The organism is Butyrivibrio sp. WCD3002 (assembly GCF_000424265.1).
Taxonomy (GTDB): Bacteria; Bacillota; Clostridia; order Lachnospirales; family Lachnospiraceae; genus Butyrivibrio.
Genome location: NZ_AUJO01000001.1, coordinates 60,933 through 87,664, shown reverse-complemented (window position 1 = coordinate 87,664; position 26,732 = coordinate 60,933). Strand labels below are relative to the sequence as shown.

The window sequence follows — 26,732 nt, the reverse complement described above, 5'->3', positions numbered from 1 at the left end:
AAAACTACCTCCGATCGTGTTTCTACTAATAATAATGTAATTCAACCTACGTATTATATTTGATGTATAAAAAAAAAGCAATGTAATAATTTATATATCAATCATTGCCAAAATTCACTTTTTGCCCCTGAAATCGTTTATAATAGTGGTTGGGAGGAGAATAACATATGAAGCTTAATTACAAAAGAACTATCCTAATCGGCCTGGCTTTCATGTCTATCTGTTCTTTCTGGCAGTTCTACGACAACGAAATCCCCAAAATACTTACCTATCATTTCGGACTGGGTGAGACCTGGACCGGCGTTATTATGGCACTTGATAATGTTCTGGCACTTTTCATGCTGCCACTGTTTGGCGCCCTTTCTGATAAAACAAACACAAGAATCGGAAAGCGAATGCCCTTTATTCTGGCCGGAACCGGAGCATCTGCTGTTTTGTTGTTCCTGCTCATATATGTGGCACACATGTCCGATAATCTCGCACTTTTCATAGTAATACTTCTTTTCCTGCTCCTATCAATGGGAACCTACAGGTCTCCTGCTGTTGCTCTTATGCCGGAGCTAACCCCTGCGGTTCACAGAAGTAAGGCCAACGCCATCATCAATCTGATGGGAACTCTCGGCGCAGTATACACCCTTGTTATGATCAAGGTCCTGCTTAAATCCGCAGCAAATGAGGCGGACACCAATTATATTCCGCTGATGTTATCACTTATTATATTTATGGTGCTGACAGTTGCCATACTTTTTATCACCATTCCTGAAAGCAAGCTGATAACAAAGGTTCGTGAAAATGTGAAGGATTTTGACGGAGAAGGCGGCCTCATCAGTAAGGAGCTTGTCGAATCAAATCCCGAGACCACCGATGGATCTGTAAAAGAGGTTCTTCCTGCACCTGTAAGACAGAGCATGGCATTTCTTCTTTTGTCGGTATTTCTATGGTTTACTGCATATAATGCTGTTACCACTGCTTTCTCAAGATATGTAACAGAGGTTTGGGATCTTCATAACGGAGCCTACGCTGACTGTCTTATGATAGCCACTGTAGCCGCTGTTTTCGCCTATCTGCCAATCGGTATCCTTTCATCTAAGATAGGCCGAAAGCTTACTATTATGCTTGGTATCACACTTATGACTCTGTGCTATCTGGCAGCTGCGATGATGCCAACATACAGCTCAGTTCTTAACTTCTACTTTGCACTGATAGGTATTGGCTGGGCTGCGATAAACGTCAACTCATATCCCATGGTGGTTGAAATGGGAAGGAGCTCTGTTATAGGAAAATATACCGGTCTTTACTACACCTTTTCCATGGCAGCTCAGGTATTTACACCTATATTCTCAGGCTTTTTGCTTGAGCATGTTTCCTACAGAACATTGTTCCCCTACGCAGTAGTATTCTCCTGCCTGGCATTTATAACAATGATCATGGTTAAGCATGGTGATACAAAGCCCAAAAAGAAAAAGCACATTCTGGAAAATTTCGATGTAGATGATTAATATAACTTGCCCGCAGTAGAATATATGGTTTCATGCTCGTTTCGAGAGCTCAAAATCGCCTGAAACCACATATTCTACTGCGGGCTTATTTTTTACACTCTATCAGAATTTCGTTATAGTTATCTGTTACTCTTATTTTTATAGTCTTTTATTTTTTCTAAGTAATCATATTGTATGCTCAGGCGACCGGTTCCTGTTCCAAGGTCAATATGCGGCTTGTTGGATCCATGGAAATCCGAGCCTCCGCTTATAAGAAGGTCATACTTCGTGGCAAGAGCCCTCATATCACGCTCATCCTGGGGTGTATAGGTGGCATATAGCGCCTCTATTCCCACGACTCCTGCATCCTTCATCTCATGAACAAGCTCATCCATGGCATCTTTGCCAAGGCCGTACAGCACAGGATGTGCCAGAATCGGAACTCCCCCGGCCTCAAGAATCTGCTCTACAGCCATCTGCGGAGTTATCTTTTCTCTTGGCACATAGCAAGGGCACCTGTCACCAATGTACCTGTCAAAGGCTTCATTTATGCTCTTTACATAGCCCTTTGCTAAAAGGAGTCTTCCAAAATGAGCTCTGGTGATAACTGCTCCGGGATTAAGCTCTACCAGTTCCTCATAGGCTATTGGCATGCCCGCATCCGTCAGCTTTTTACAAATCTTCTTGTTTCTCTCGGTTCTGGAATCGATGAACCTTTGAAGATTAGCTCTGTACTCCTTGTTTTGATAATCAATATATAATCCGACAACATGAACATCCCTGCCGTTCCTTACCGTTGAGTACTCGATTCCCGGCACAACTTCAAAATCGGGATAATGCTCTTTACCATGATTTATTGCTTCTTCAAGGCCATCCACCGTATCATGATCTGTTAATGCTATTGCAGACAATCCCCTTTCAACTGCCAGATCCACTAGCCCTGATGGCGAAAATGTACCATCTGATGCTGTTGAATGTGTGTGCAGATCTACTCTTTTCATACTTCCCCCATTCTGTTATAAAAGCTTTTTATTTCGAGGTTTAGTCCACTCTCTCAGCTTTCATCTCTTTTTTATTTGCATACATAAGCTCGTCGGCCCGCTTAAATACATCTTCCACGTTATGATCGATACTTCTGTTAAATTCTGCCACACCTATGGCAGCGGATATCTTCTCCCAGGGTTCCAGAGAATCATCCTTTGCGAAAGTATCAAGCCTGTTCTTAAACTCTGCAATGAGCGACTCTCTTATATTATAGTCATCTCCCCATAAAACCACCACAAATTCATCGCCGCCAACCCTGAAAACAGGTGAATGGCAGAAAAATTTACATACCATCTCACATAGTTTTATGATAGCCGCATTTCCTTTGTCATGCCCATAGGTATCGTTGATCTTCTTAAGGAAATTCAGATCGATCATGCCTATTCCAAAGTTAACATCAGGGTTTCTGAGGATTTCCCGTTCAAGCCTGATTATTTCCTTATCGTAGGCAGTTTTATTTCTGATTCCCGTAAGAGCATCCTTGTGGGCAAGCTCAGTCATCTCCGCTGCATGCTCTTTGGTAAAGAACAGCTCTCTTGAGGTCTTGGTAAGATTCTGCATATAATCATCAAGCTCTTTTATCATGGCAGAAGTTCTTCTGGCCAAAACAGAAATCTCATGTTTACCATCACTAAGATTCTCGAACTTTTCAGCTATGGAAACATCTTTGTTTTCAGCATACTCATCCATATATTTCTGCATTTTGGAAATCTTAAGAATATACTGGTAATTTATGAACCAAAGCATGGAAAACATGCAGGTCATCAGGATTATCGCCATAAGAACCACTTCAAGCAGAGTACTCTCAATGATCCCCTTATTCACAGAATTAACGGTGATATCCGCGCATACAATACCCTTTAGCTCTCCTTTGGCAATATGCGGAGTGTAATAGCCATAGGTCTTACCATACTGATTATCGTAGGAATCATAGCCGGTAGGACTTTTACCTGTGCGATAAGTCTCCCAGAGCTTTGGATACTCGTTTTCCGGTACCTCCACGTCAAAATCGAATTCCATAATACTTTCGCCATCTACTATTTCCTCTGTGCGAAGTCCGTCAAATAAGTAGTACATCTGGGGCGGCGTATCCGTTGGTACCAGATAATATACGTATTCGGTCCCAAAAACCTCATTGAACTTTTCAAAAGTATTGAGCCACTGCTCATATTTGTATGTGGTAAACGCTATTTTAGCTTCATCGGATAGTTCATTGAATTTTATGGTTTTCTCGAATATTTCCCCAGGATACTGGTTTGAAAATATCTTTTCCCATTCGTTTCTTGCCGGAATATAGTCACCGTCATAGTCATAGGGAATGATAATCTTTTCATGATTTTCCAGAAAGTAATCCTGCATCAGCCCGAATTCGTCGGCATCTTTATCAATAAGCGCAGCAAGACACTGTGTTACTTCTTTAATACGCTGTTCCTGCTGTAATCTGTAGGTATTATTCTGAATAGCATATGTGGCAGCGGCACTTATCACAATTGTGATTGCGATAAAGAGCAAAAATATAATTAAAAATCTTGTCAAAAGACCACTTTTTTTCTTCATAAGCGGAGTCTCCCATAATGGTACATTAATATGATTTCATTATATTCTCTAAAAATAGTATCAAAATAAACGTAGTCTTATAAAAAAATAAAATTTTACACAGCGTACATGTCGTTATATAATGCAAAAAGTATTTTCGTTATTCATTTTGGAGAGTTTTTATGAGCAAGATTTTTTTCACAGATTTAGATGGAACCTTATTAACCAAGGAAAAGACCGTATCCGAAAAGACCATGGATGCGCTTATCCGCTTCACTTCTGTAGGCAATCATTTTGCAATCAACACGGGCCGTGCCATAGATAGTGCCAAGGCTGTTCAAAAGGAGAACAACCTCTTCTTCCCCGGTAGCTATCTGATTGGTTTTAACGGCGCTGAAATCTACGACTGCGATGCCGGCAAGGATGTGTTTCGCTCAGGAATTCCTTACAATCTGGTTTCACAGATTTTTGACCTTGCAAAGGAGCATGGAATTCACGTTCACACCTACAATGACGATACCATCATCACTCCTGCCGAGGATGAAGAGCTGGCATACTACAGAAGGGTTATCAAGACTCCTTACAAGGTTACAAATGATATCTGCTCCGATCTTACTGCTGAACCCTGCAAGATAATCGGCATAGAGCTTCACGATAAGGCAAAGTGCGACCGCTTTAAAGCCGCAGTTGAGGAACTCGGTGGCGACAGGCTTACTCTCCTATATTCAAATCCCTATTATCTTGAGATTTTTAATTCAGAGGCAGGAAAAGGAAGTGCCGTTAAGAGACTGGCAGATCACCTTGGAATTGCTATTGAAGACACCATCGCAGCCGGGGATGAAGAAAACGATATCTCCATGATTCAGGCTGCAGGCCTTGGTGTTGGCATGCTCAACGCAATTGATGCAGTAAAAAAATCCGCCGATATCATCACGGAAACCGACAATGATAACGACGGACTTGCTCCTATTTTACTTGGGGCACTATAAGGCATTTTGCCCGGGTATATACTTCCGTATACCCGGCGCTTCAAAATACTAACTCAACAGGGGTACCCTTGGGAAGGTCGATTTCAAATCCGCCTTCCTTTTTAGTTATTCTAATCTGCTCGTTTTCCTCAACCATAACAGCTGCAGTAGATATAGCATACGACTGCTGTGGCATCATATTATTAAAGAAGACTTTACCTCCATGGCCCGAGGTTACCGTTGCCTTAACAATACGTGAATTCTCCCACTTGATGCTGACAGTTACATCTCCTCTTGCCCTTAGGCCGTGAACTTCACCGTTTTTCCAGCTTACTGGAAGAGCCGGAAGAAGGGTTATTCCATCATGACTCTGGATAAGACACTCCGCCATTCCGGCAAGAATACCCATATTGGCATCAATCTGAAAAACACCGGTGGCATTGAGATAGCTCTTTGTCAGCGAATGATCAAGAAGATATTTAAGGCTCTTGTCAGTATTTTCACTATCCTTAAAACGGGCAAAAAGTGACAGCTGCCATGCCCCGGGCCACTCCTTTATGTTGGCACCGCTCTTTATTCTGTATAGAAGAGACTTTTTCGCCGCTTCAAATAATTCAGGTGTACTCTCCGTGATGTCGTCCCCCGGATAAACAGCATAAAGGTGAGATACATGAGCCATATCAGGTGTCAGCTCCTGCTCTTCCTTTGCCCACTCAAGTAACCTTCCCATGCTGTCTATTCCATCGGGTCTCAGCTTCGAAATAATATTCTCAAAATCCGACTTAAGAGGTTCATCAATTTCAAGAATATCAGCCGACTCAAGCACCGCCTTCATGAGCGCCCTTATTATCTGATTATCCATGGCAGGCCCTGCACAAAGAGGTGTGTCATATCCTTCCTCGGTGACAAAGCGGTTCTCAGGAGAGCATGAAGGATTGGTTACAAGATAGCCCTCCTCATCCTGAATAAGAAAATCCACGAAAAACAGTGCTGTTTTCCTAATAAGCGGATACTTTTCTCTTAAAAATTCCTTATCAAGGGTATATTTGTAATGCTCTATAATATGCATGGCTAGCCAGGCGCAGCCCACAACCCAGAAGGTTGCTGCAGGATAGACGTCCTGTGTTCCGCAGTCCCCGTAAAAATCCGTGTTGTGATGGCATACCATTCCCCTGCAGCCATACATTTTTCGAGCACACTCTTCGCCATTTTTCTCAAGTTTTGAAAGCAACTCAAACTGAGGCTCATGAAGGTCCGAGAGATTGCAGACCTCTGCCGGCCAGTAATTCATCTGCTGATTTATATTAAGGGTATGCTTACTATCCCAGCTTGGTGCGAATTCGTAGTTCCAAATTCCCTGAAGGTTCATGGCATTGGATCCTACTCTGCTGGAAGACACAAAAAGATATCTTCCATAGCTAAAGTACTTTGATGCTCTCTCATCCTCAGTTACATCCAGATAACATCTTTCCATGAAGCCTGAAAAATCCTGAATGTGCTCTGCCTTTATCTCGCTGTATGAGTTCTTTAAAGCACCATCCAAAAATCTTTCAATATCAGCCTTATAATCCTCAGCCCTGTTATCCGTAAGGGCCGCAAGATAAATCGTAACCTCAGTTGCATCATATACAGAAAGCCTTGAATAGCAGTCTTCAACGGTACCATCCGTTACAATGCAGACACCTGCCCCGAATTTAGTTCCTGCTTCATTGCCTTCCATGAAAAGCCTGCCGCTTTCAGTATAAATTCTGTCACATCTGGGAGCTGCCCAAATACCACCGCTTAAGAATTTGCCTGGTCTTCTGTCATCAGGGACCTTTACATCCCTATAGGGATAACGGTTTAAGGCAACATCCAAATTTACTGCCTTTTCCTTATCGCTTTCTATATGAACACAGAGAACACGCTTTTTATAGCTGGCAAAAACTTCACGCTTATAGCTTATTCCCTTCTCTTCATGAGATATGGTCAGAATTCCATTCATCATATCCAGCTCTGACTTATATTTTTCAGCATCCGATTCAGGGAACCATCTGTCAGGAAAAGCCTGCTCCTGATTCATGGATATATCCAGCTCTCCCAGTGTGGAGTAATTGGTCATACTTGAAGGCGAAGAAATCATGTGCGAAAGCATAAGTCTTTCGGCTTCCATAAATTTTCTCTGAAAAATAAGCTTTCTTATCTCCGGGAGCTTCTCAAGAGCCTTGGGATTTATTCTGTCAAAGCCTTTACCGTTCCAAAGAGAATCCTCATTAAGCTGTATTCTGTCCCTTGATGTATGTCCATAGACCATGGCACCTAAATATCCATTGCCTACAGGAATCGCATCCTCCCATCTGTCAGCACCTTCTGTAAATGTCAAAATGTCCTGTTTTTTCATGCCAATCCTCCGATAAAAAATATACGTATAATTAAACGATTTTATCTGATGATTTTATATGATATTATGTATATAGTAAATACAATTATTGATATTTCGTTGTTCATTCTTGCGAAGATTTCGCTGAAGAGACACAAACTGCTATCTACTCAGTGATATCCTCGCAGTAATAGTTGCTGTAGTGCTTTACTAATAGGAGGATGCATTATGCAAGGCTATAAGAAACTCGAGTATTCAAGAAACAATGACGTAATTCTTCGTTACACAAAGGGGCACTTCATTACCCCCCATTCCCACGTAAATTATTTTCTGGATATGTGCGATACCAAGGCCAGAATGAAGGAAGCAAGAGCTGCAGGCGAATCCCTGGCTGAGCTTTTCCTGGCATCTGATGTTATTGACACCATCCTTTGTCTTGACGGTATGGAGGTTGTTGGCTCCTATCTCGCCAACAAGCTTACAGAGGGCGGAGTTATATCCATGAATTCCCATAAGACTATGTATATCACAGGTCCCGAGGTTAATCCCACAGGACAGATCATGTTCCGTGACAACAACCAGCACATGATCAACAATAAGAAGGTTCTTATCCTGATTGATTCTGTAACAACAGGAGGAACCCTGCAGAGTGCTCTTGAATCCATCAGATTCTATAAGGGCGAGCCCGTTGGCATTGCTGCTGTTTTTTCAATCGCAACTCAGATTCAGGGCGTACCGATAAGATCACTTTTCTCAGTGCATGACCTACCGGATTACGCCAGCTACTCACCTGACGCCTGCCCGCTTTGCAATGACGGCGTAGTAGTGGATGCTATCTGCAACGGCTTTGGTTATTCAACAATTTAACTTGAGAAATTTGGGAGAAAAAGTATGAAAAGAAAAGTTTTGTTTAGGGGAGTTCTATCTTTATCATTAACCCTTGCAGTCTATGCAGGGGTTGTCAGATTGCCACAGGTAGATGCCATCATGCCTGTTCAGGCTGCTGGCCAAATGGAGACCCTATTAGCGGAAAGTCTGTAGACATTGATCTCTCAAACGGAGCAAAATCAGTTACCTCTGTTGGTGATGATGCCTTCAAGGAATGTCAGGGACCTGTATATTTTTACTCAGAAAGCGGACTTAATAACACTGATAGTTGGGGACTCGAAAAAGGAAAAGCATTAGCCTGCTCAAAGATTTCCATAAATGCCAGTGATAGCAAAGTTACAGTAAAAGGAAAATCTACAGCAGCTGTATCTCTTTCAGATGGATACTTTGCAGAAGGCGACAGTCAATTTTATATGGTCATCCCCGCTCTTATAACGTGGATAAATATCATTTCGCTTCATCATCCCCGTTAATCTGAGCGGTGATTTGCACTATTCTTACGGGGATGATTATTATTTCCTGACTTTATCCACGTTATTTTGACCTAATTTCAAGCCTTTCTAACGGGGTTAAATGCCATTTTGCCTGATCATCCCCGTAATCTAAGGCAAAATACCTGACATTTCTACGGGGATAAATACCATTTTGTTGGTGTATCCACGTAATCCTGAGCTAGTACACCGAAAATAAATTACTGGTACATTCACGCTGAATGATTGTGCATATGCAATGAAGCCGAATGAGGCAATGCGGGCATTGCTGATTGAGGATGAAGCAGCATATGTGCAATCAGACAAGCGAATGTGCCAGATAATTATTATTCGGTGTACTAGATGCCAGGGATTTTCATATACACTTAAAATGTCATGTTATATGAACTCTGAGAAATACCTGTAACTTAAGTAAAAGGCTGATGCACAAAATCCTGTTTGGTGCATCAGCCTTTCTTATTTTATGCAATGACCACCCTGTCATTTAACTGCAGGGTCATGGTCAGCTCAAATGAATAGATGGCAAATATTACTATGCCATAAAAAATCTTATTTAATTTCCCCCTCATAAAGGAAATCTCCTATTACTTCTGTGTAACATAGAAAAGGAACACTCCTAAATAATGTCCTTTATTGTCTTTTAAATATATATGGTGGAAATTGGACCCGCTGAACGCCTTAGTACCACTCTTTTTATTTATTACACATTCTCCTGTAAAGCCTGTTCCATCCTGAACTTTATCAGGCTTGCATACCTTAAAGCCGGAAGCAACCTTCCAACTAAGCGTATAATCCTGCTGTTTTATCACAATTGGCTTGTAGGAACCCTTATCCTGATTTACGATCTTGGTAACATCCTTGCCATTTACCTTAACCTGTTTAAACGGACGCTTTCTTAATACAACATATTTCTGAGTAGCTTTATACCTCTTGCCATTTTTCTCCATGGTATATGTAATTGTACATGTACCGGGTCTATTTGCATTGTAGTTAGTACCCGAATCACCATTTTTATCAGGTGAAAGAGAAACTACATTCTTGTTTGAAGTCTTTACATCCACAATGTATTGTCTATCGGGACCAATTCTAAGCAGGTGCCCATTATTCGGAGCCTGAATACAGTACGCCGTGGGATACTTCGTAGTAACCTTTGCCTCAGCCTTAATGTTGAAGCTTAGAGATAGCAGCAACGCAAAACTGAGCGCAGAAACACCAAGTAAAACTTTTTTCAAAACACTTTTCATTTCTGAATCCTCCCATAAAAATATTTATTTAAAAATAATTGGAACCCTGATAAAAGAAATCACCCCTCGACTATAAGATATCTTCCATCACCCACATCAAAAACCTCTGATGCGTCCATAACATCACCATCACCGGGATCAAGGCCGGCCTCTTCAAAATATTCTTCTACCTCTTCGGGTGAATCTACGACTACCGCCATGCAGTCCTCAAGGAATGCTTCCGCCTCTTCAAGGCTGTCCGCAACACTCTCTGAAAAAAGTTGTCCCTGATTTTCCAAAAAACAATTCAGTACAGCATCGTCATAATCGTGCATAGATTCTCTCTTTCCCGCATAAAGGATAAATATGTAACAAAAAAACATTACAGATTTAATCCCGAACTTATGCGTCTAAACCAAACCATGTTTCTTCATTTCCTGATAAAGTCTTGCCGTGGGCAGACCAACAACATTGTTATAGTCTCCCTCGATTCCTCTTACAAACTTGCCAAATGCACCCTGTATTCCGTAGGCACCTGCCTTATCGTAGGGCTCATCCGTATCGAGATAGCCCTCGATTTCAGCATCGCTCATGGAGAAGCAGTTAACTCTTGTGCATTCATAAAAGGAAAAGCTCTTCTCATTCCCATCTTCATCTGTGTACATCACGGTAACACCTGTATACACTTCATGGGAATCACCCTCAAGCATACCTATCATGCGTCCGGCATCCTGCCTGTCCGCAGGCTTACCAAGAATTTTCTCTTTATATGATACAACAGTGTCTGCGCCAATTACAACGAGCGCATATTTATTATCTCTTAAAAGTTTATGAAATATCTCTTTAGCTTTTTGCTGCGATAAAGAAACCACTACCTCTGATGGAACATCACTGCTGATAATTTCTTCTCCCTCAGCGGGAACTACCTCAAATTCGACATTAAGAAGTCCCAGCAGTTCCCGTCTTCGCGGTGAGCCTGAGGCTAAAATATATTTATAGTCCATGATCATCCCTATATTCAGGTTCGAAAACCCTGCTTTCTGCAATATCCTTTGGTTTACCAAGCTCAGTTGCTTCCTTGCCAAAGAGCTTCTGTGAATTAAGAGCCTCTGCTCCTCTTCTTGTAACCTTCACGTATTCACCCTGGGCATTCATCATATGAGCCTTCACATTGTCCTTAAGCTCTGCATCAAGAATATGCCACAGCTTTTTCCTAAGCTCCGGATTTTCCACAGGGAACATGATTTCCACACGTCTCTCCAAGTTTCTTGGCATCCAGTCCGCACTTGATGCGTAATACTCAGGGCTTCCGCCATTTTCAAAATAGAATATGCGGCTGTGCTCAAGGAAGTTACCAACTATTGATCTGACAGTAATGTTCTCACTTACCCCGGGTATTCCCGTTCTAAGACAGCATATACCTCTGACTATAAGCTCAACCTTTACACCGGCGCTGCTGGCTTCATAAAGTGCAGCAATAACATCCTTGTGGCAGATGGAATTCATCTTTGCAATGATGTGTGCCGGCTCTCCTGCTCTTGCGTGGTCTGCCTCTCTCTGAATAAGATCAAGCACTCTGTCCTTAAGCCAAAGGGGAGCAATTGTAAGCTTATTCCATGCCAGAGGCTCAGAATAACCTGAGAGCATGTTAAATACTGCGGTAGCATCCTCGCCGTAGGCTTCAGCGCAGGTAAACATACCAACATCAGTATATAGCTTTGCCGTTGAATCATTATAGTTACCTGTTGCCAGATGAACGTAACGTCTGATTCCGTCATCTTCTTTTCTTACAACAAGCGTAATCTTACTATGGGTCTTAAGGCCCTTTAGTCCGTAAATTACGTGGCAGCCTGCTTTCTCAAGCATTTTCGCCCATACGATGTTATTCTCTTCATCAAAACGAGCCTTCAGCTCAACCAGTACAGATACCTGCTTACCGTTATCAGCAGCCTTTGCAAGAGCGGCAATGATCGGTGAATTACCACTTACTCTGTAAAGCGTCTGCTTTATGGCAAGAACCTGAGGGTCAGAAGCAGCTGTCTCAACAAAACGAACAACAGGGTCGAAGCTTTCATAAGGATGATGCATTAAAATATCACCCTCTCTAATGCACTCAAAGATATCCCTGTCAGCAGGAAGTCCCGGCACAACAGCAGGCGGATTATATCCATGCTCCTTCAGATAATCGAAGCCCTCCATGCCATACATCTTCATAAGGAAGGTCAAATCCAGAGGACCATCGATGGTATATACTTCCCTGTCTTCAACCTTAAGCTCATCTATAAGTATCTTAAGGAGTCTCTTATCAAAGCCCTTCTCAATCTCCAGTCTGATGGCCTGGCCCCACTGGCGGCGCTTTAACTGCTTCTCAATCTCTTTAAGAAGATCCTCAGCCTCATCCTCATCAATTGATAAATCGGCATTTCTTCCGACTCTGAAGGGATAGCAGCACACGATATCATAATTAAGGAAAAGCTTCTGAATGTTCCTCTGAATTATCTGTTCAAGGAGCATTACCTTTCTTACGCCATCACTTTCGGGAATTTCCATAATTCTCGGAAGAACGGACGGCACCTGAACCATGGCAAATTCCAGCTCATCGCCCTCTTCCTTGCCCTGAACAAGAGCGCCGATATTCAGTGTCTTATTTCTTATCAGCGGAAAAGGTCTTGATGAATCATAGGCCATGGGCGTAAGAACAGGATAAACAAAATCGTCAAAATATCTGTCGATATAGTCTGCCTCATCCGCCGTCAGCTTATCGTAGTTTTTTACTATCTCAAGTCCGTTTTCCTTAAGCTCGGGAATAATCAGTCTGTTGTAAATATGATATTGCTGATTAACAAAATCATGGACTGCATCCGTTACGGCATTAAGCTGCTGGGAAGGAGACATACCTGCAATATCAGGCTTTTTATAGCCCGCATGTATCATATCCTTAAGAGAAGCAACCCTGACCATGAAAAATTCATCCAGGTTACTTGCAGTAATACTTAGAAACTTAAGCTTCTCAAAAAGCGGAGTAGCCTTATCCTTTGCTTCAGACAAACATCTGCTGTTGAACTGAAGCCAGCTGAGCTCTCTGTTTATATAATAATCATCATTATAGAAATTTATGGCAGTGCTATTATTTGAATTCTGATTCTTTTTAGATGTCATGACTTCACCTCACTTCTAAGCAAATCTTTTTTGTCTGATAACAGGCTTAATACCGTAAACCTGTTCAAAGAATTCTGCCCTCTCGCCAAACAGTCCCCTTTCAAGAGAGGTATCGGCCATTGTATCAACCGTTATCACAAGCTCATTATCCTTAAGTGCAAGCTTGATATTCTTGAATTTTTCCTTGTGGGTCCTGTCAAGACCGTTGGCTATTCTCAAAATGGCAGTCAGCTTTGCTATAGTCAGATATGCGTCATGATCAATTCCTCTGAATCTGTATCCGCCATCCTTATAGTATTCAAAATCATCATGGTTAAACCTTACGACATTGGCAACAATGGATCTTTCTATATGAGAAAGTCCGATTATTTCCGTAGACAAAATAATGTTATAGGAGCAGTCACCAAGATTAACCATGCTTATGTATTTACCGCAGTCATGAAGTATGGTGCATATCTGCAGCAGCAGACGCTCTCTTTTTCCAAGACCGTGTATTTTTTTCAGACTGTCGAAAATACCAAGAGCTATGGTCTGCAGCGTCTCGCTTCTTTGCTTACTTCCCATATATCTTCTGGAAATATTCTGAGCACATGCTACAATATCCTTTTCAAAATCATGGGCACTCTTTAGGTATTTCCTCCTCTCTGCGTACTCGTATGCGATTCCGTCGCAAAGGGTTCCGCCGGGAGCCCAGATAGTGTCGGAATTTAAGGCATTACAAATGTTGCTTACCAGAAGTCCCGATACATACATAAGCGGGATATTATCCTGAGGCAGCCCGAGTTTTCTTGAAACATCAGTCATTGACTGCTTGGTCAGCCTGGACATATATTCTCTGAAAAGCTTAACCTGCGCATACCCCTTCTCTTCCATTCCAAGATTCACCCTCTTGAGCACAGGGGATACATAATCATCAAGAAGTATTACGTTCTGCACCTTCTTATCCTTAAGATGCATTTTGGTGAAAACAGCAAGCTGTGATTCCACAAGCTCCTGAACAAGAGCCGGGTACTTGCTGTAGCCTGCCTGAATACTTTGTAGTGTGGAATAAAGCCTTAGAACTCCAAGTCTTAACTGCTGCGTAGTAACAAGAGTATCGTTGTCAAAAAGCGAAATCTGTATACTTCCGCCGCCTACATCCACAATGGCAGTCGGTTTTTCAAGAAACTTTGAAAAATCATCGTTATTAAGAGCTACAGATTTGTAATCAAGAAAACGCTGTTCAGAGTTACTCAGAATATCAATCTCGATTCCGGTCCTCTGACGAAGGAGCTCAAGAACAGTGTCTATAGCCTTTGTCTCACGCATGGCACTGGTTCCGTAAGCCTGATATCTGCTGACATCATAGCTGTCCATGATCCTGCTGTACTCATTGAGGATCCTGATAAGCTCATCCATATGCGTAGAGGATATCTGCCCCGTTGCATAGGTTTCAGTACCAAGATCGATCCTGTGTCTTACGTGATCGATTTCCTTTACTCCCTTTTTCTGCGACATTTCATAGATTTTCATCTCAAGCTCATAGGAGCCCAAATCTACTGCCGCAAATACATCTGTTGCCATACGCTATTACCCCTCATTTTTACTGTAATCCGGACAAATGATCAATAAACTGCTGAGCGGTTCTTCCGGAAAGCCCGCCATGACTCATCTCCCATTTCTGAGCCTCTGCGTAAAGCTCTTCTTCGCTCATGTTTATACCTTCTCTGTCTGCAAGAACACGTACGATTTCGTTGAATTCTTTCCTGTCCGGAGATCCGAAATAGATCGTAACGCCAAATCTGTTGGAAAGAGAAAGCTTTTCCTGAACCGTATCATTTCTATGCAGATCATCATCCATTACCGAAGGCTTATCCTTGAAGCTCTCTCTTATAAGATGTCTTCTGTTTGATGTGGCATAGATAAGAACGTTTTCAGGTTTTTTCTCAAGACCGCCCTCTATGACAGCCTTAAGATATTTGTAATCAGTCTCGAAATCCTCGAAGCTGAGATCATCCATATAAATAATAAACTTGTAATTACGCCCTTTTATCTGGGCAATAACATCATTGAGGTCCTTGAACTGATGCTTGTAAACCTCAATAATTCTAAGACCCTTTTCATAATACTCATTGGCAATTGCCTTTATGCAGGAGGACTTACCGGTTCCCGCATCTCCGTACAGGAGGCAGTTATTTGCCTTTTTCCCGGCAACAAAGCTGTCTGTATTCTCTATGAGCTTTTGCTTTGCAATCTCATATCCCACAAGGTCCTTAAGCTGCACATGTCTGATATTCCTTATGGGCTCTATTACTGTGCGATCCTCCACATGCCTTATTCTGAAGGCCTTATGGAGTCCGAATTTGCCTACGCCGTATGCGCCATAAAAATCTGCCAGCTCATCAAGCATTGCTTCAGCGGTATCGCATCCTGAAAGAGTATCTGCCAGCTCGCATATCCTGTCTCTTACTCTGGTGTTATAGGTGCTCTCCGCTTTTCCTCTCTGGAAATCCAAAAGCGCCGCAAACTCAGGTACATTAAGTCTGTCTATCATCTCGGAAAAATCAATATCGAACCATTTTTTGAACCTCTTAAGGTCATGAAGTGCCAGATCACGAAGGGATCCGCCCATCTCTCCTCTGATTTCAGTCGCAAGACTGTAGGCATTTTCATCAGATACCAGAAGAAGTGTAAGGAAGGTGTGCCAAAGATTGCCGTAAAATCCCCTTCTTGCGGACTCATCAATGAGTACGTTCATGCATTCGTGAATTTTCCTGATCGCCTCATACTCCGAAAAAATCTTGGAAGCTGAATTCTTATCGGCAAGAATAATCAATGTGTCGCGAAGAGTACTCTGTCTCTTGGTCACATTTTTATAAAGAATAAGCTCATTATCCGTAACCCTGTCTTCACCATTCAAGAAATCCTCTGCAGCGGGATCAGATAAGGCACCTTCGTCAGCCACATTCTTTTCGCTGAGTCTTTCGTACTGCCTCTTTCTGCTGACCTCCATGATTTTCTCAAAAAGCTCGCCTACAGGTGCTCTGTTCTCGCTTTTACCTGCAAGCTCCATGACATTGTTTATCTTCTCAGCTTCACGTTTTCTGTCAAAAACACTTTTGCCGCTCTCTATCTTGCACTCAGCAATCTTCTCGGCAACATCCATTCTGTCTTCAATCAGATTAACAAGCTGCTCATCTATCTCGTCAATATTTCTTCGAAGTTCATTTAAGTCCATATAATTCACCTGCCGTAAAATTGATATATGGGCAAGAAATCCCACATTTTCATATTACACCACAAAACGCATAATCTCAAAGGAAATAAAACCAAAATGTGGTTAATATGTTTTATAAAGCGTGATATACTTAATTATATATAGTTTGCATTTTGATTTTTACTCTAAGGAGACCATCTTCTATGGAAAGCAAAAAAGGCCTCATTATTTTTTCCATAATAGTTATCGTATTATCGTTAATATCGGTAGCCTATGTTTTGTCCAAACGAGTTCCTATGAACGATGAATTTGTTGTGGGTAATACTCCGGGAAACCTTTATAATAACGGCATTTTCCTTGAAATGAACGGCACTGTATATTTTTCCAATCCACTTGAGCATGACTGTCTCTATTCCATGACTCCGGATGAGAAAAACTTAAAAGAGCTCACCGTTATGAAGGTGGATCACATCGTCGGTGCAGGAAAGTTCCTCTATTTTAATCTGGATCCTTCCAAGACATCACTTAATAACGACCTGACAGGTCTTGGTAAGGTTTCAACCTTCTATGGTCTATACAGATGCGAGACCAACGGTAATAACCAAAAGCTCCTTGACCGTCAGAAAATCGGAAGTCTTCAGCTGGTAGGAAGCAACCTCTACTACACTGTTCTTGGAGAGGAAAAGGGCCTTCACAGAATTCGCATTGACGGAAAGGATGATGCTCTGGTAACAAATGAGATGCTTGATCCATCCTGTGCCCTTGATGGAAAAATCTATTACACCGGTGTTGATCTTGACCACAACATTCATGTAATGGATACTCTCTCAGATGAAGCAACAAGCACTGCGGTTATAGGAAATATCTGGCAGCCCATAATTCAGGGTGGCTACATGTACTACATAGATGCAGCTCATCATTATCGTCTTGCCCGCATGAATCTCCAGACAAATGAGATTCAGGTTCTGACAGAGTCTCGTCTTGATTTTTACAACATGAACGAGAACAACATCTTCTATGCTACATCCGAATCGGGCAATCAGACGCTGCGAGTGATCAATCTGGATGGCTCAAATAACAGAGTTATAGCTCAGGGTGTTTACCACTCCCTCAGCCTTACCTCCAAGTATCTTTACTTCAAGCCCTTCGGTGTTGATAACGTACTTTATCACGTACCGATTGACGGCTCAGCTCCTGTATCAACGTTTTTGACCTATTGATTTTGAGCTTACACATGTTATTTAAAAAGAATTTCTGATAGCACTCAGAAATTCTTTTTTTATGCTAGACAACCTCTCTCAAATGTTTATAATAAAACAGAAATATAAATGAATACTGTTTTATGGGAGAGCAAAATCTATGAACAATCTTAGACACATGATGAAGCCTCTTGATTTCTCAGTTGAAGAGCTGGACCAGCTTTTTGACGTGGCAAACGACATCGAGAAGAACATGAGCGCCTACTCACACAAATGCGACGGTAATATCCTCGCTACCTGTTTCTATGAACCTAGTACAAGAACCAGACTTAGCTTTGAAACAGCAATGCTTAGACTTGGAGGTCAGATCATCGGTTTTGCCGATGCCAGCAGTTCATCCGTTTCCAAAGGCGAAAGTGTCGCCGATACAATTCGTGTTATTTCCAGTTTTGCTGATATATGTGCCATGCGTCATCCGAAGGAAGGTGCTCCTATGGTAGCAGCAGCAAATTCTATTATTCCAGTTATAAATGCCGGTGACGGCGGTCATCACCACCCTACTCAGACTCTTACAGATCTTCTTACAATCAGATCTCTTCATGGTTCACTTGGCGGATTTACCATCGGCCTTTGCGGCGATTTAAAATTTGGCAGAACCGTTCATTCACTTATTAATGCATTAGTCAGATACAAGGATATCCATTTTATTTTCATATCTCCCAAGGAGCTTAGAGTTCCGGATTATATTACCGACCTCTTAAATGATAATGGCATTACCTATGAGGAAGTTATAAAGCTTGAAGAAGTAATGGACAGACTGGACCTTTTATACATGACCAGGGTTCAGAAGGAACGCTTCTTCAACGAAGAGGATTACATACGCCTGCGTGATTTCTACATTCTGAATGAGGAAAAGATGGCTCTTGCTAAAAAGGATATGTACGTGCTCCACCCTCTTCCGAGAGTAAACGAGATTTCCGTTGAGGTAGATAATGACCCCAGAGCTGCGTATTTCAAGCAGGTTCAGTATGGTCTTTATGTAAGAATGGCTCTTATCCTCACTCTTCTTGATAAGACAGATGCACATATGAATCACGATCTTCTTAGAGTATTCTAAGAGATCAAGTCAACAATACATATAAGGAAGGTACTAAAATGCTTAATGTAGGAAAAATCGAAGAAGGCTTCGTTCTTGATCATATAAAAGCCGGCAGAAGCATGCAGATATATCATCATCTTGGACTTGATAAGCTGGACTGCACCGTTGCCATCATTAAAAATGCAAGAAGTAACGTGATGGGTAAAAAGGATATTCTTAAGGTAGAGTGTGACATCGATACTCTCGACCTTGATATTCTGGCATTTATCGACCACAACATCACTGTTAATGTTATTAAGGAAGGCGAGATTGTTGAAAAGAGAGCTCTTTTCCTTCCTCACCAGATAAGAGACGTAATCAAATGCCACAATCCCCGCTGCATATCATCTATAGAGCAGGGACTTCCCCATATCTTCTATCTTGCGGATGAAGAAAAGGAAATCTATCGCTGCCAGTACTGCGATGAAAAATACTCAGAAACCTTCTGACAAAAACAGAATTTCATCAGTCAGGTTTCAGTTAATAAGCTTTCTATAAAAAAGCATGTTGCTCGCAACATGCTCGCGCCGAGCGCGGTTGCATTTATGCAACATATACCTTACGCGCGAGTGCGCATCCATAGCGGAGCGTTTTTTGTTTAATAGGAAATTCGGAGTAATTTCCTATTAAATAAAAAATAACTTCCAGTTCCGGAGCATTTCAATTCCCGGAATTGGAAGTTTTTTAATTAATTACCGCACTCTACACTGATTTCATTGAACAGATGCATGATCTGATCAGAATCCATCTTCTTTTTCTCTTCACCAACCTTATCAAGGATTACGGAGCCCTCGTGCATCATAAGAAGTCTGTCTCCGTATTCCACAGCATATCTGAGGTTGTGCGTAACCATTATGGTGGTTACATGCTTTTCACGAACAATTTTATCAGTGAGCTCCATTATTATGTCAGCCGTCTTGGGATCAAGAGCTGCTGTGTGCTCATCAAGAATCAGGAACTCCAGCGGCGTCATGGTACTCATAAGAAGAGCAACTGCCTGCCTCTGTCCTCCGGAAAGAGCTCCGACCTTGGTATACAGCTTATCCTCAAGGCCGAGTCCGAGACTCTTCAGCAATTCTCTGTAATAATCCTTACGGTTCTTATTAACTCCCGGCTGAAGACCGAATATCTTGCCCTTATTGTCGGCAATGGACATATTTTCATAGATATTCATGGAAGGACAGGTTCCCTTGGAGGGATCCTGATATACTCTTCCGATTGTCCTGTGTCTGATGTAATCCTTCTGAGAAATAATGTTCTGTCCGTTTACAAGAACCTCGCCCTTATCCGCCGCTATACTTCCGCAGATAATATTCAGCATTGAGGTCTTACCTGAACCATTACTTCCAACCACGGCAACAAACTGTCCGTCCGGAACTACCAGATTGAAATCATCGAAAAGGCACATCTCATTGACGCTGCCGGGATTGTAATTTTTATAAATTGATTTAAGCTCCAGCATTCTCAGGCCCTCCCTTTCTTCCTGTCTCTTGTAACAATAAGGATCAAAAGGAAAAGAACTGCAGTTATAAGCTTAAGATCCGTGGACTGAAGTCCGCACTTAATTGCGATTGCAACACAGGCCTTATAAACGATCGCGCCTATAACAACGCTTGTTGTCACCTTAAAGAATGAAAGCTTCTTAAGAAGAGCTGTTCCGATAATAACACTTGCAAGACCGATAACAGCGGTACCTGTACCCATGGAAACATCGAAATATCTCTGCTGCTGAGCGTAAATAGAACCTGAAAGTGCCACCAGACCATTTGCGATTGCAAGACCGATTATTCTTACCTTGCCTCTGTCGACACCCATGGAGGTAACAAGAACATCATTATCTCCTACTGCCTGAAGCATAAGTCCTGAGCGGGTTCTGAGGTACCAATCCAAAATAAATTTAACGATAAGTGTGATTATAAGCAGAATAATAACTGACTGGAACTTCCCAACTACGGGAGGAAGCTTTTCAAAAAGACCGTTTATAAATCTGTTATCAAAAATCGTGTAGTAATCATACATGGGAAGATTGGCTCTTCCGGCTATCCTCAGGTTTATCGAATACAGACCTGTCATCATAATGATACCTGCCAGCAGGTCTCTGACGTGGAAAACCACATGAATGATACCTGTGCAGACACCGATAAGACATCCCGCCGCAAAGCATATAGGAAGTGTCAAAAGCGGATGAACGCCAAATCTTATCATAACAACAGCAAGGCAGATTCCAAAAGGGAATCCGCCGTCTACTGTCATATCCGGAAAATCCAGAATTTTATAGGTTATATACATTCCAAGGGCCATTATCGCATAGCAAAGCCCCTGTTCAAGTACGCTTACCAGAAGAGTCATAACTTATCTTCACCTGTTCTTATCTTTATTTCTTAGTTATCGCTTTCTGTGCCGTCAGCGATTGTATCATAAACCTCAGCAGCTTCTGATACGAGGCTCTCATCAAGAGTCATGCTGATCTTCTCAGCTGCAGCTGTATTAACATAAAGGCTGGGCTCGTCAATAACCTCAAAGGGCATCTCCTCTGCCTTGCTCTCGCCAAGAAGCACCTTAGCTGCCATCTCACCGGTCTGGATACCAAGCTGCATGTAGTCAAGCCCCATAGCTGCAACGCAGCCAACCTTTACCTGCTCAACCTCAGAACCGAATACAGGAATGCCCTGCTCGTTTGCATAGCTGAGAACTGTCTGAAGACCTGATACTACTGTGTTATCTGTAAGGTTGTTGATACAGTCAACCTTGGTTACAAGATCTGCTGCAGCCATATCAAGATCAGCAAGAGTGTTGATACCGCTGTCTACAATCTCAAAGCCATACTCAGCAGCATGCTCCTTGTACTGAGCAATTGTACTCTCTGAGTTGGTCTCACTTGTTGTAAAAAGAATACCGATCTTCTTAGCATCGGGAAGAATCTTTCTGATCATTTCAAGCTGCTGTGTTACTGCAAGAGCATCTGAAGTACCTGTGATATTTCCTACAGGTGTTCCGTCCTCTTTTGCAAGCTCAGCTGCTACCGGGTCAGAAACTGCTGAATAAATAACAGGAACCTGTGTGCCGAGAGCTGAATTGTAAGCACTCATTGCACTGGGTGTTGCGATACCGCAGATAAGATCAACTCCGTCTGCTACGAAAGCATCTGAAATCTGGCTTGCAGTACCTGTGTCTGCCTGTGCGTTCTGGAAGTGAATTGTAAGATTCTCGCCTTCCTTGATCCCCTTGTTCTCAAGACCCTTAATAAAGCCTTCTCTGCAGTTATCAAGTGAACCGTGCTCAGCAAACTGAGAAATACCGATTACATATTCACCTGCTGCCTCCTCAGAAGCCTCGCTGTCAGCCTCATCTACAGCGTCCTCTGCTACTTCCTCAATAGTCTCGGCTGCTTCCTCTTCAGAAGCTGATTCATCAGCCTGTGCTTCCTCTACTGAAGCATCTGCCTCAGAGGTTTCCTCTGCAGTCACCTCTGTATTTGCTGTGTCATCACTTGTCTTACGATTGTCTCCACAACCGGTAACCATAGTTACCATCATGGATGCAGCAATGATTGCCGCAAGCATCTTCTTTTTCATAATTTACTCCTCCTCTGCGTTACACTCTGTTACTGTAAACTATCATAGTGAATAACGCTATAATAATACAATTTTATAGGTACTACTGTCAATAAAATAGGAAGCCTTATATAACGAAAAAAGGACCTGAGACACAACGCCTCAGGTCCAGTATTGTATTTGTATTAGTAGCCGAATTCCTGTGCCCAGTAGTAATTACCGTTAGGTGCCTGATATACTGCAATACCTACTGACTTGAAGCCGCCATCCATGATGTTAGCTGCGTGTGTAGGTGATGCCATCCATGCATCTACTACTGACTCACCTGTATTGTAAAGCTTTGCAAGGTTCTCACCAAACATGCATGTGCTATCAACTGTGTACCATGCATCTCCGTTAGGTCTGCTATGTGAGAATACCTGAACAATCTCCTGCGCACGAACCAGGGCAGCCTGTGTAAGCTGCTCGTTCCAGTTAAGAATGCCAAGTCCTGCTGCTGAACGCTTCTGGTTTACAAGATTGAACGCTGTTGTTGCTGCCGCAAGTGCTGCCTCACTACTGTCAGCCTCGCCGGCAAGGATAAGAGCGCCTTCATCGATATAAATGGTATCGGTATCTTCATTTATACCTCTGACAGCAGCCATATCATCAACGGCTTCCATCTGCTTTTCCCCGCAAGCCACAACTGTAAGTGTCATTACAGTTACAAGTAATGTTGCTAAAACTCTTTTAAACTTCCTCATAGAAATCCCTTCCCAATAAAAAATAATAGTTTTTCTTAAATACATCATACCACTTTTATCACATTTGTCAATCATAAATTCAAACATTTTTGCATTTATGATTGCGAAAAATATTATTTTTTTTCATTTTTTCTTTTTAAAGGCATAATTCTGTTCTTTGGCCCCCGCCTTCTTAAAGAGCCTAACCAGCTTATTATACGTCTTTTTATCTCGACAATAAATGGTAATTTTACAATTACTGTTAACTCCTGTAAATGCGCCGCTTTTAACGGATGTAAGATTATTTCCGTACACCTTAAGAGTCTTTAACTTCGTGGCATTTCGAAGTGCATTCTTACCAATTTTTCTTACAGTTGCAGGAATTGTCAGCTTTTTGAGCTTCTTAAAATTTTTAAGGGCATTGCTGTCAATCTCGGTAACGGTGTAGGCGATATCATTCTCATCCGTTATTATAGAAGGGATTTCAAGACTTGTAGCATTCTTATTACCTGCTTTAGTAAAGCTTACGGTTCTCTCTTCTGCCGAATTCACCTTAAAGGTATTTTTATAAGATCCGACCTTAACACTTATACTCTCGCCCTTATTCTTAGGTCTTGGGCTGACATTTACAACACATTCCGCACAAAGGCGATTCTCACTGGTCACGACCCTGACTGTTGTAGTTCCCACATCAACAGCGGTAAAGCTGTTTCCGCTCAGAGCAACGATGCTTTCATCATCTGTCTCAAAGAAATAGCTTTTATTAACTGCATTCCCCGGAGTAACCACAGGATCAAGAGTAAAGGTATCGCCGGTCATAATATCCTTAGTAGTCTCCGTAATACTGATTCCCGTAACCTCTACATAATCATCATGTTCAAGAGCCGCTTCAGGTGTAGAGCTAAGATAATCATAGGTATAATGGGTTCCATAGGCCAAAGGCATTCTAAAACCGCTTAACGCATTACCAGTAGACCTCATATGCTGCGGATTCATCGAGGCAAACTCTGCCGTAGTCCTGTTAAACCATTTGATATGTTCATCTGTATCATGACCGGAAGCCCAGGTTGTATCAACCTCATACCATCTGCCATCAAGCTTGACGATGTTCCAGGCATGGCCGCCTCCTTTGCTCAGACCGGCTATTACCATAGAATCAATATTCAGGCTGTCCATTATCATTTCAAAGCCTGCAGAATAGCCATCACATACAGCCTTCCTGTCAGGAGATGCCAGAGCACCCCAGGCCGTGTGTGACAAATTATATGTTCCGGCCAGGCTTATATCCGAGGCGCAATCCCAGTCATAACTTATTGAATCAGAATAATAATTATACACATTAAGCTCCGTAACTGCGCTCCAGCTACTAACAAGTCCATTACTGCGTATATATTCCAGATAATTATTCAGTCCCTGTCTTATCTCGTTATCCAGCTTCTCAAACCGGGTGTCGTCATACCATGAGCGAAGTATAAAACAAAAGCTGATTTCAGTAGTGGTTCCATTGGTATGACCATAAGCATAGGTCCACCTGGGCCAGCACATAAAAAACTCTATTCTGTCAGGATGATCATAATAAAGTGCCTGCCTTGCATGATTCAGATAATAATCAAAATTACTGTCAAAGCCTGTTTTAGTCTTACTCGTTTCAAATACATATTCGTACTGTTTGTAGTTCCTATAATCATTACTGCTTATATTCGTACTGTAGGGGATATATTTTTTCTGAGTTATGGCATTATATAAAGCTCTGTATAGAAGCTTTTCGTCAGCTGACAAATATCTGTAGTGATCTCCCGTAGGCGTGGCAAAGCCGTTAAGCACAGAGGCTTCTTCCAGTTCCTTAGCCTCTTCATCAGTGATCTCTATGATGCCTAAATTCTCCACATTCGGAGCAATACTTAAGCTCCCCTCAGGGAGCTTTTCATCAGCACTTGCGCTAATACTGTTTGCCGGAATTAGCAATAATGCTGCACTTATAAAAATCAGTGTTGCGATTTTTCTTAGATATTTAAAATTCATTACTTCTTCCTTTTATATTTAAAGCCCGCTTCCTTTAGCCCGGAAGCATTCAGCTTCTTAACAACGTTCTTATATACCTTCATATTCTTAGCATATATGAATACTCTAATATTTTTTCCGGTGTTTTTAAAGACTTTTGTTCCAATCTTCTTTAGATAATTACCGTTTATACGAAGAATAGTCAGCTTCTTGCAGCCACTAAAGGCATTTTTCCCTATGGATAAAAGCTTTGCTTCTGACATATCCAGAGTCTTAAGGCTTCTACAGTTCTTAAATGCGTTCTTGCCTATTATTTCGACATTTTTTCCAAGTTTTATTTGCCTGATTTTGGAATTACCCGCAAATGCTACATCAGCTATCTCAGTAACAGGATAATTCTTTTCGCCAAAAGCCACTGTGTCCGGGATTTGGATTACAGTTCTGTTGCCAATATCTGCCCCGCATACAATAGCCTTGCCTTCGGCAGATAATCTATATGTTATGCCATCTTCTTCCTTTATGATGTCGGCGACGGTCTCGGAATCCTCTGATTCTACGGCAGTATTTGCGTCGTATACTCCACCTACGTTCTCTCTGTTACTAAGCCATACGAAACCTCCATTTTCATTATAAGCATACTTGGTACCGTATGCCCCATCAATTAATATGCCTGTATAGGGATGAAGTCTTACATGCCTGTAACCGTTTATCCCATCGTTGTACTGCTTCGTTGTTTTATTATAAAAAGAATGAGTTATGAGATCATTGGTATCATCCCAGGTGGGATCCTGTTCATACCAGTCATTTTCAATTTTGACCATGGACCAGGCGTGACCACCGCTTTTTCCGGAATAAAAAATATTTCCCGTAACTACTCTGGATTCTATGCCAAGCTCCTTTAATAAAAGCGCATAACCAATGGCATAGCCGTCGCACACAGCGCTTCCCTCGCACAGTGCACCATAGGCAGTGTGAGCATTATTATAGTATCCGGAGTTTCCGGAGTTATTGGAAACAGGAATACTAAAGCTCACTTTTGTCAGGAAAAAATCGTGAGCATTTAGAACGGTTTCCGCAGGATTAGATGAACTTACAAGTCCTGCTGTCTTGATCTGCTGCGCATAGTATTTAGCCTTAGCCTTAATTGCCAGATTCATGCTGTCATAATCAGCTGAAGTATATGGCTTCATAATGACATAATCCTTATATGTGCCGCCGCTGTTAAACTCATATATTTTCGCTTCGCACATATAATACTCAACGTTTGCCATATGGTCGTAGCAAAGAGCCTCTACTGCCTCATTTACGGTTTCGGTACACTCCTTGCTGCTTCCTGTGTAATACTTAATTCTGCTCTTGGTTCCCGTATAGAAATTGCAAGCTACGGCAGAAACAGCTGCTTCAGAATTGCCATTAGGCAGCTTTTTCCCATAAGCAAGACGCCTGCTGCTGTCAGCGGCTATATACATTCCGTCATACAGGTCCTTCTTGATATCATTATCAAGCTTTCCGTAATAATATCCGTGGTCTACTGATGATAGATCTGTGTTTTTTATTAATCTGTTTGCTGAAAAATCAGAAGCTATGGCTTCCCTTTCCTCATTTTCAGGGACGTCCGGGAGATCTCCCACAGAAAAAGTACTTTCATCTTCAGATAAATCAAAAGCTGCAGCCTTCACAGTAAAAGGCGCAGCTTCACCAAAGCCACAAATTAATAAAACCGTGGCCCCAAAAATCACTATAAGCTTAGTAAACGACCTATTCCCCCTCATAGGC

Annotated in this window: 22 protein-coding genes; 7 read left to right on the top strand and 15 right to left on the bottom strand. The window is 42.0% G+C overall.

Features of this window, described 5'->3' with window-relative positions:
- Positions 1-167: 167 nt before the first annotated feature.
- Entirely contained in the window at positions 168-1,499 is a 1,332-nt protein-coding gene (locus G608_RS0100380; RefSeq protein ID WP_026494324.1) for an MFS transporter, read from the top strand.
- A gap of 119 nt (positions 1,500-1,618) precedes the next feature.
- On the opposite strand, the gene G608_RS0100375 is transcribed toward G608_RS0100380, so the two are convergent.
- Together G608_RS0100375 and G608_RS22035 are read right to left on the bottom strand one after the other, a co-directional pair.
- Positions 1,619-2,479 (bottom strand): PHP domain-containing protein, encoded by an 861-nt coding sequence (locus G608_RS0100375; RefSeq protein ID WP_026494323.1) that lies wholly within the window; start codon positions 2,477-2,479, stop codon positions 1,619-1,621.
- 40 nt (positions 2,480-2,519) lie between these two features.
- Positions 2,520-4,079: a GGDEF domain-containing protein gene (locus tag G608_RS22035; RefSeq protein ID WP_026494322.1), complete on the bottom strand. Its 1,560-nt coding sequence runs from the start codon at positions 4,077-4,079 to the stop codon at positions 2,520-2,522.
- 161 nt (positions 4,080-4,240) lie between these two features.
- Here G608_RS22035 and G608_RS0100365 point away from each other — a divergent pair, with 161 nt between their 5' ends.
- Complete coding sequence (locus tag G608_RS0100365) at positions 4,241-5,047, top strand: Cof-type HAD-IIB family hydrolase (RefSeq protein WP_026494321.1); 807 nt, start codon at positions 4,241-4,243, stop codon at positions 5,045-5,047.
- Between the two features lie 40 nt (positions 5,048-5,087).
- Here the strand turns inward: G608_RS0100365 and G608_RS19355 are convergent, their stop codons facing one another.
- Complete coding sequence (locus tag G608_RS19355) at positions 5,088-7,406, bottom strand: glycoside hydrolase family 95 protein (RefSeq protein ID WP_051208647.1); 2,319 nt, start codon at positions 7,404-7,406, stop codon at positions 5,088-5,090.
- A 207-nt stretch (positions 7,407-7,613) separates the two neighbouring features.
- Between G608_RS19355 and G608_RS0100355 the strand changes: the two genes are divergently transcribed.
- A complete protein-coding gene (locus tag G608_RS0100355) occupies positions 7,614-8,252 on the top strand; it encodes a phosphoribosyltransferase family protein (RefSeq protein ID WP_026494320.1) in 639 nt (212 codons plus the stop codon).
- 24 nt (positions 8,253-8,276) lie between these two features.
- Positions 8,277-8,426, top strand: coding sequence for a hypothetical protein (locus G608_RS23095; RefSeq protein ID WP_155833189.1), 150 nt, complete (start codon positions 8,277-8,279; stop codon positions 8,424-8,426).
- A gap of 922 nt (positions 8,427-9,348) precedes the next feature.
- Here the strand turns inward: G608_RS23095 and G608_RS0100340 are convergent.
- The 6 genes from G608_RS0100340 to G608_RS0100315 form a co-directional block, all read right to left on the bottom strand.
- On the bottom strand, positions 9,349-10,008 hold the full coding sequence (locus G608_RS0100340) for a hypothetical protein (RefSeq protein ID WP_026494319.1): 660 nt from the start codon (positions 10,006-10,008) through the stop codon (positions 9,349-9,351).
- Between the two features lie 59 nt (positions 10,009-10,067).
- Positions 10,068-10,322: a hypothetical protein gene (locus G608_RS0100335; RefSeq protein WP_026494318.1), complete on the bottom strand. Its 255-nt coding sequence runs from the start codon at positions 10,320-10,322 to the stop codon at positions 10,068-10,070.
- A gap of 75 nt (positions 10,323-10,397) precedes the next feature.
- Complete coding sequence (locus G608_RS0100330) at positions 10,398-10,991, bottom strand: Maf family protein (RefSeq protein ID WP_026494317.1); 594 nt, start codon at positions 10,989-10,991, stop codon at positions 10,398-10,400.
- Positions 10,981-13,146, bottom strand: a complete 2,166-nt coding sequence (locus tag G608_RS0100325; protein ID WP_026494316.1) for an RNA degradosome polyphosphate kinase — start codon at positions 13,144-13,146, stop codon at positions 10,981-10,983. The genes G608_RS0100330 and G608_RS0100325 overlap by 11 nt, the downstream gene beginning before the upstream one ends.
- A 15-nt stretch (positions 13,147-13,161) precedes the next feature.
- Positions 13,162-14,709, bottom strand: a complete 1,548-nt coding sequence (locus G608_RS0100320; protein ID WP_026494315.1) for a Ppx/GppA phosphatase family protein — start codon at positions 14,707-14,709, stop codon at positions 13,162-13,164.
- Between the two features lie 19 nt (positions 14,710-14,728).
- The gene (locus G608_RS0100315; protein WP_081677235.1) at positions 14,729-16,363 is read right to left on the bottom strand and encodes a DUF815 domain-containing protein; all 1,635 of its coding nucleotides are present in this window, start codon (positions 16,361-16,363) and stop codon (positions 14,729-14,731) included.
- 182 nt (positions 16,364-16,545) lie between these two features.
- On the opposite strand from G608_RS0100315, the gene G608_RS0100310 reads away from it, so the two are divergent.
- From G608_RS0100310 to G608_RS0100300, 3 genes are all read left to right on the top strand, one after another.
- On the top strand, positions 16,546-17,562 hold the full coding sequence (locus G608_RS0100310; RefSeq protein WP_026494313.1) for a DUF5050 domain-containing protein: 1,017 nt from the start codon (positions 16,546-16,548) through the stop codon (positions 17,560-17,562).
- A gap of 139 nt (positions 17,563-17,701) precedes the next feature.
- Positions 17,702-18,658 carry an aspartate carbamoyltransferase gene (gene pyrB, locus G608_RS0100305; protein WP_026494312.1) on the top strand — a complete coding sequence of 319 codons (957 nt, stop codon included), beginning with the start codon at positions 17,702-17,704 and terminating at the stop codon, positions 18,656-18,658.
- Between the two features lie 38 nt (positions 18,659-18,696).
- Positions 18,697-19,128, top strand: a complete 432-nt coding sequence (locus tag G608_RS0100300; protein ID WP_026494311.1) for an aspartate carbamoyltransferase regulatory subunit — start codon at positions 18,697-18,699, stop codon at positions 19,126-19,128.
- A 239-nt stretch (positions 19,129-19,367) separates the two neighbouring features.
- On the opposite strand, the gene G608_RS0100295 is transcribed toward G608_RS0100300, so the two are convergent.
- The 6 genes from G608_RS0100295 to G608_RS0100270 all read right to left on the bottom strand — a co-directional run bounded on the left by G608_RS0100295 (position 19,368) and on the right by G608_RS0100270 (position 26,728).
- Positions 19,368-20,141, bottom strand: a complete 774-nt coding sequence (locus G608_RS0100295) for an ABC transporter ATP-binding protein (RefSeq protein ID WP_026494310.1) — start codon at positions 20,139-20,141, stop codon at positions 19,368-19,370.
- 2 nt (positions 20,142-20,143) lie between these two features.
- A complete protein-coding gene (locus tag G608_RS0100290) occupies positions 20,144-21,028 on the bottom strand; it encodes an ABC transporter permease (protein ID WP_026494309.1) in 885 nt (294 codons plus the stop codon).
- Positions 21,029-21,060: 32 nt separating this feature from the next.
- Positions 21,061-22,254 (bottom strand): ABC transporter substrate-binding protein, encoded by a 1,194-nt coding sequence (locus G608_RS0100285; RefSeq protein WP_026494308.1) that lies wholly within the window; start codon positions 22,252-22,254, stop codon positions 21,061-21,063.
- 164 nt (positions 22,255-22,418) lie between these two features.
- Positions 22,419-22,976, bottom strand: coding sequence for a CAP domain-containing protein (locus tag G608_RS0100280; RefSeq protein ID WP_196810108.1), 558 nt, complete (start codon positions 22,974-22,976; stop codon positions 22,419-22,421).
- Positions 22,977-23,099: 123 nt separating this feature from the next.
- Positions 23,100-24,977, bottom strand: coding sequence for a transglutaminase domain-containing protein (locus G608_RS0100275; RefSeq protein ID WP_026494306.1), 1,878 nt, complete (start codon positions 24,975-24,977; stop codon positions 23,100-23,102).
- Positions 24,977-26,728: a leucine-rich repeat domain-containing protein gene (locus tag G608_RS0100270; RefSeq protein ID WP_196810107.1), complete on the bottom strand. Its 1,752-nt coding sequence runs from the start codon at positions 26,726-26,728 to the stop codon at positions 24,977-24,979. The genes G608_RS0100275 and G608_RS0100270 overlap by 1 nt, the downstream gene beginning before the upstream one ends.
- Between the last annotated feature and the right edge of the window lie 4 nt (positions 26,729-26,732).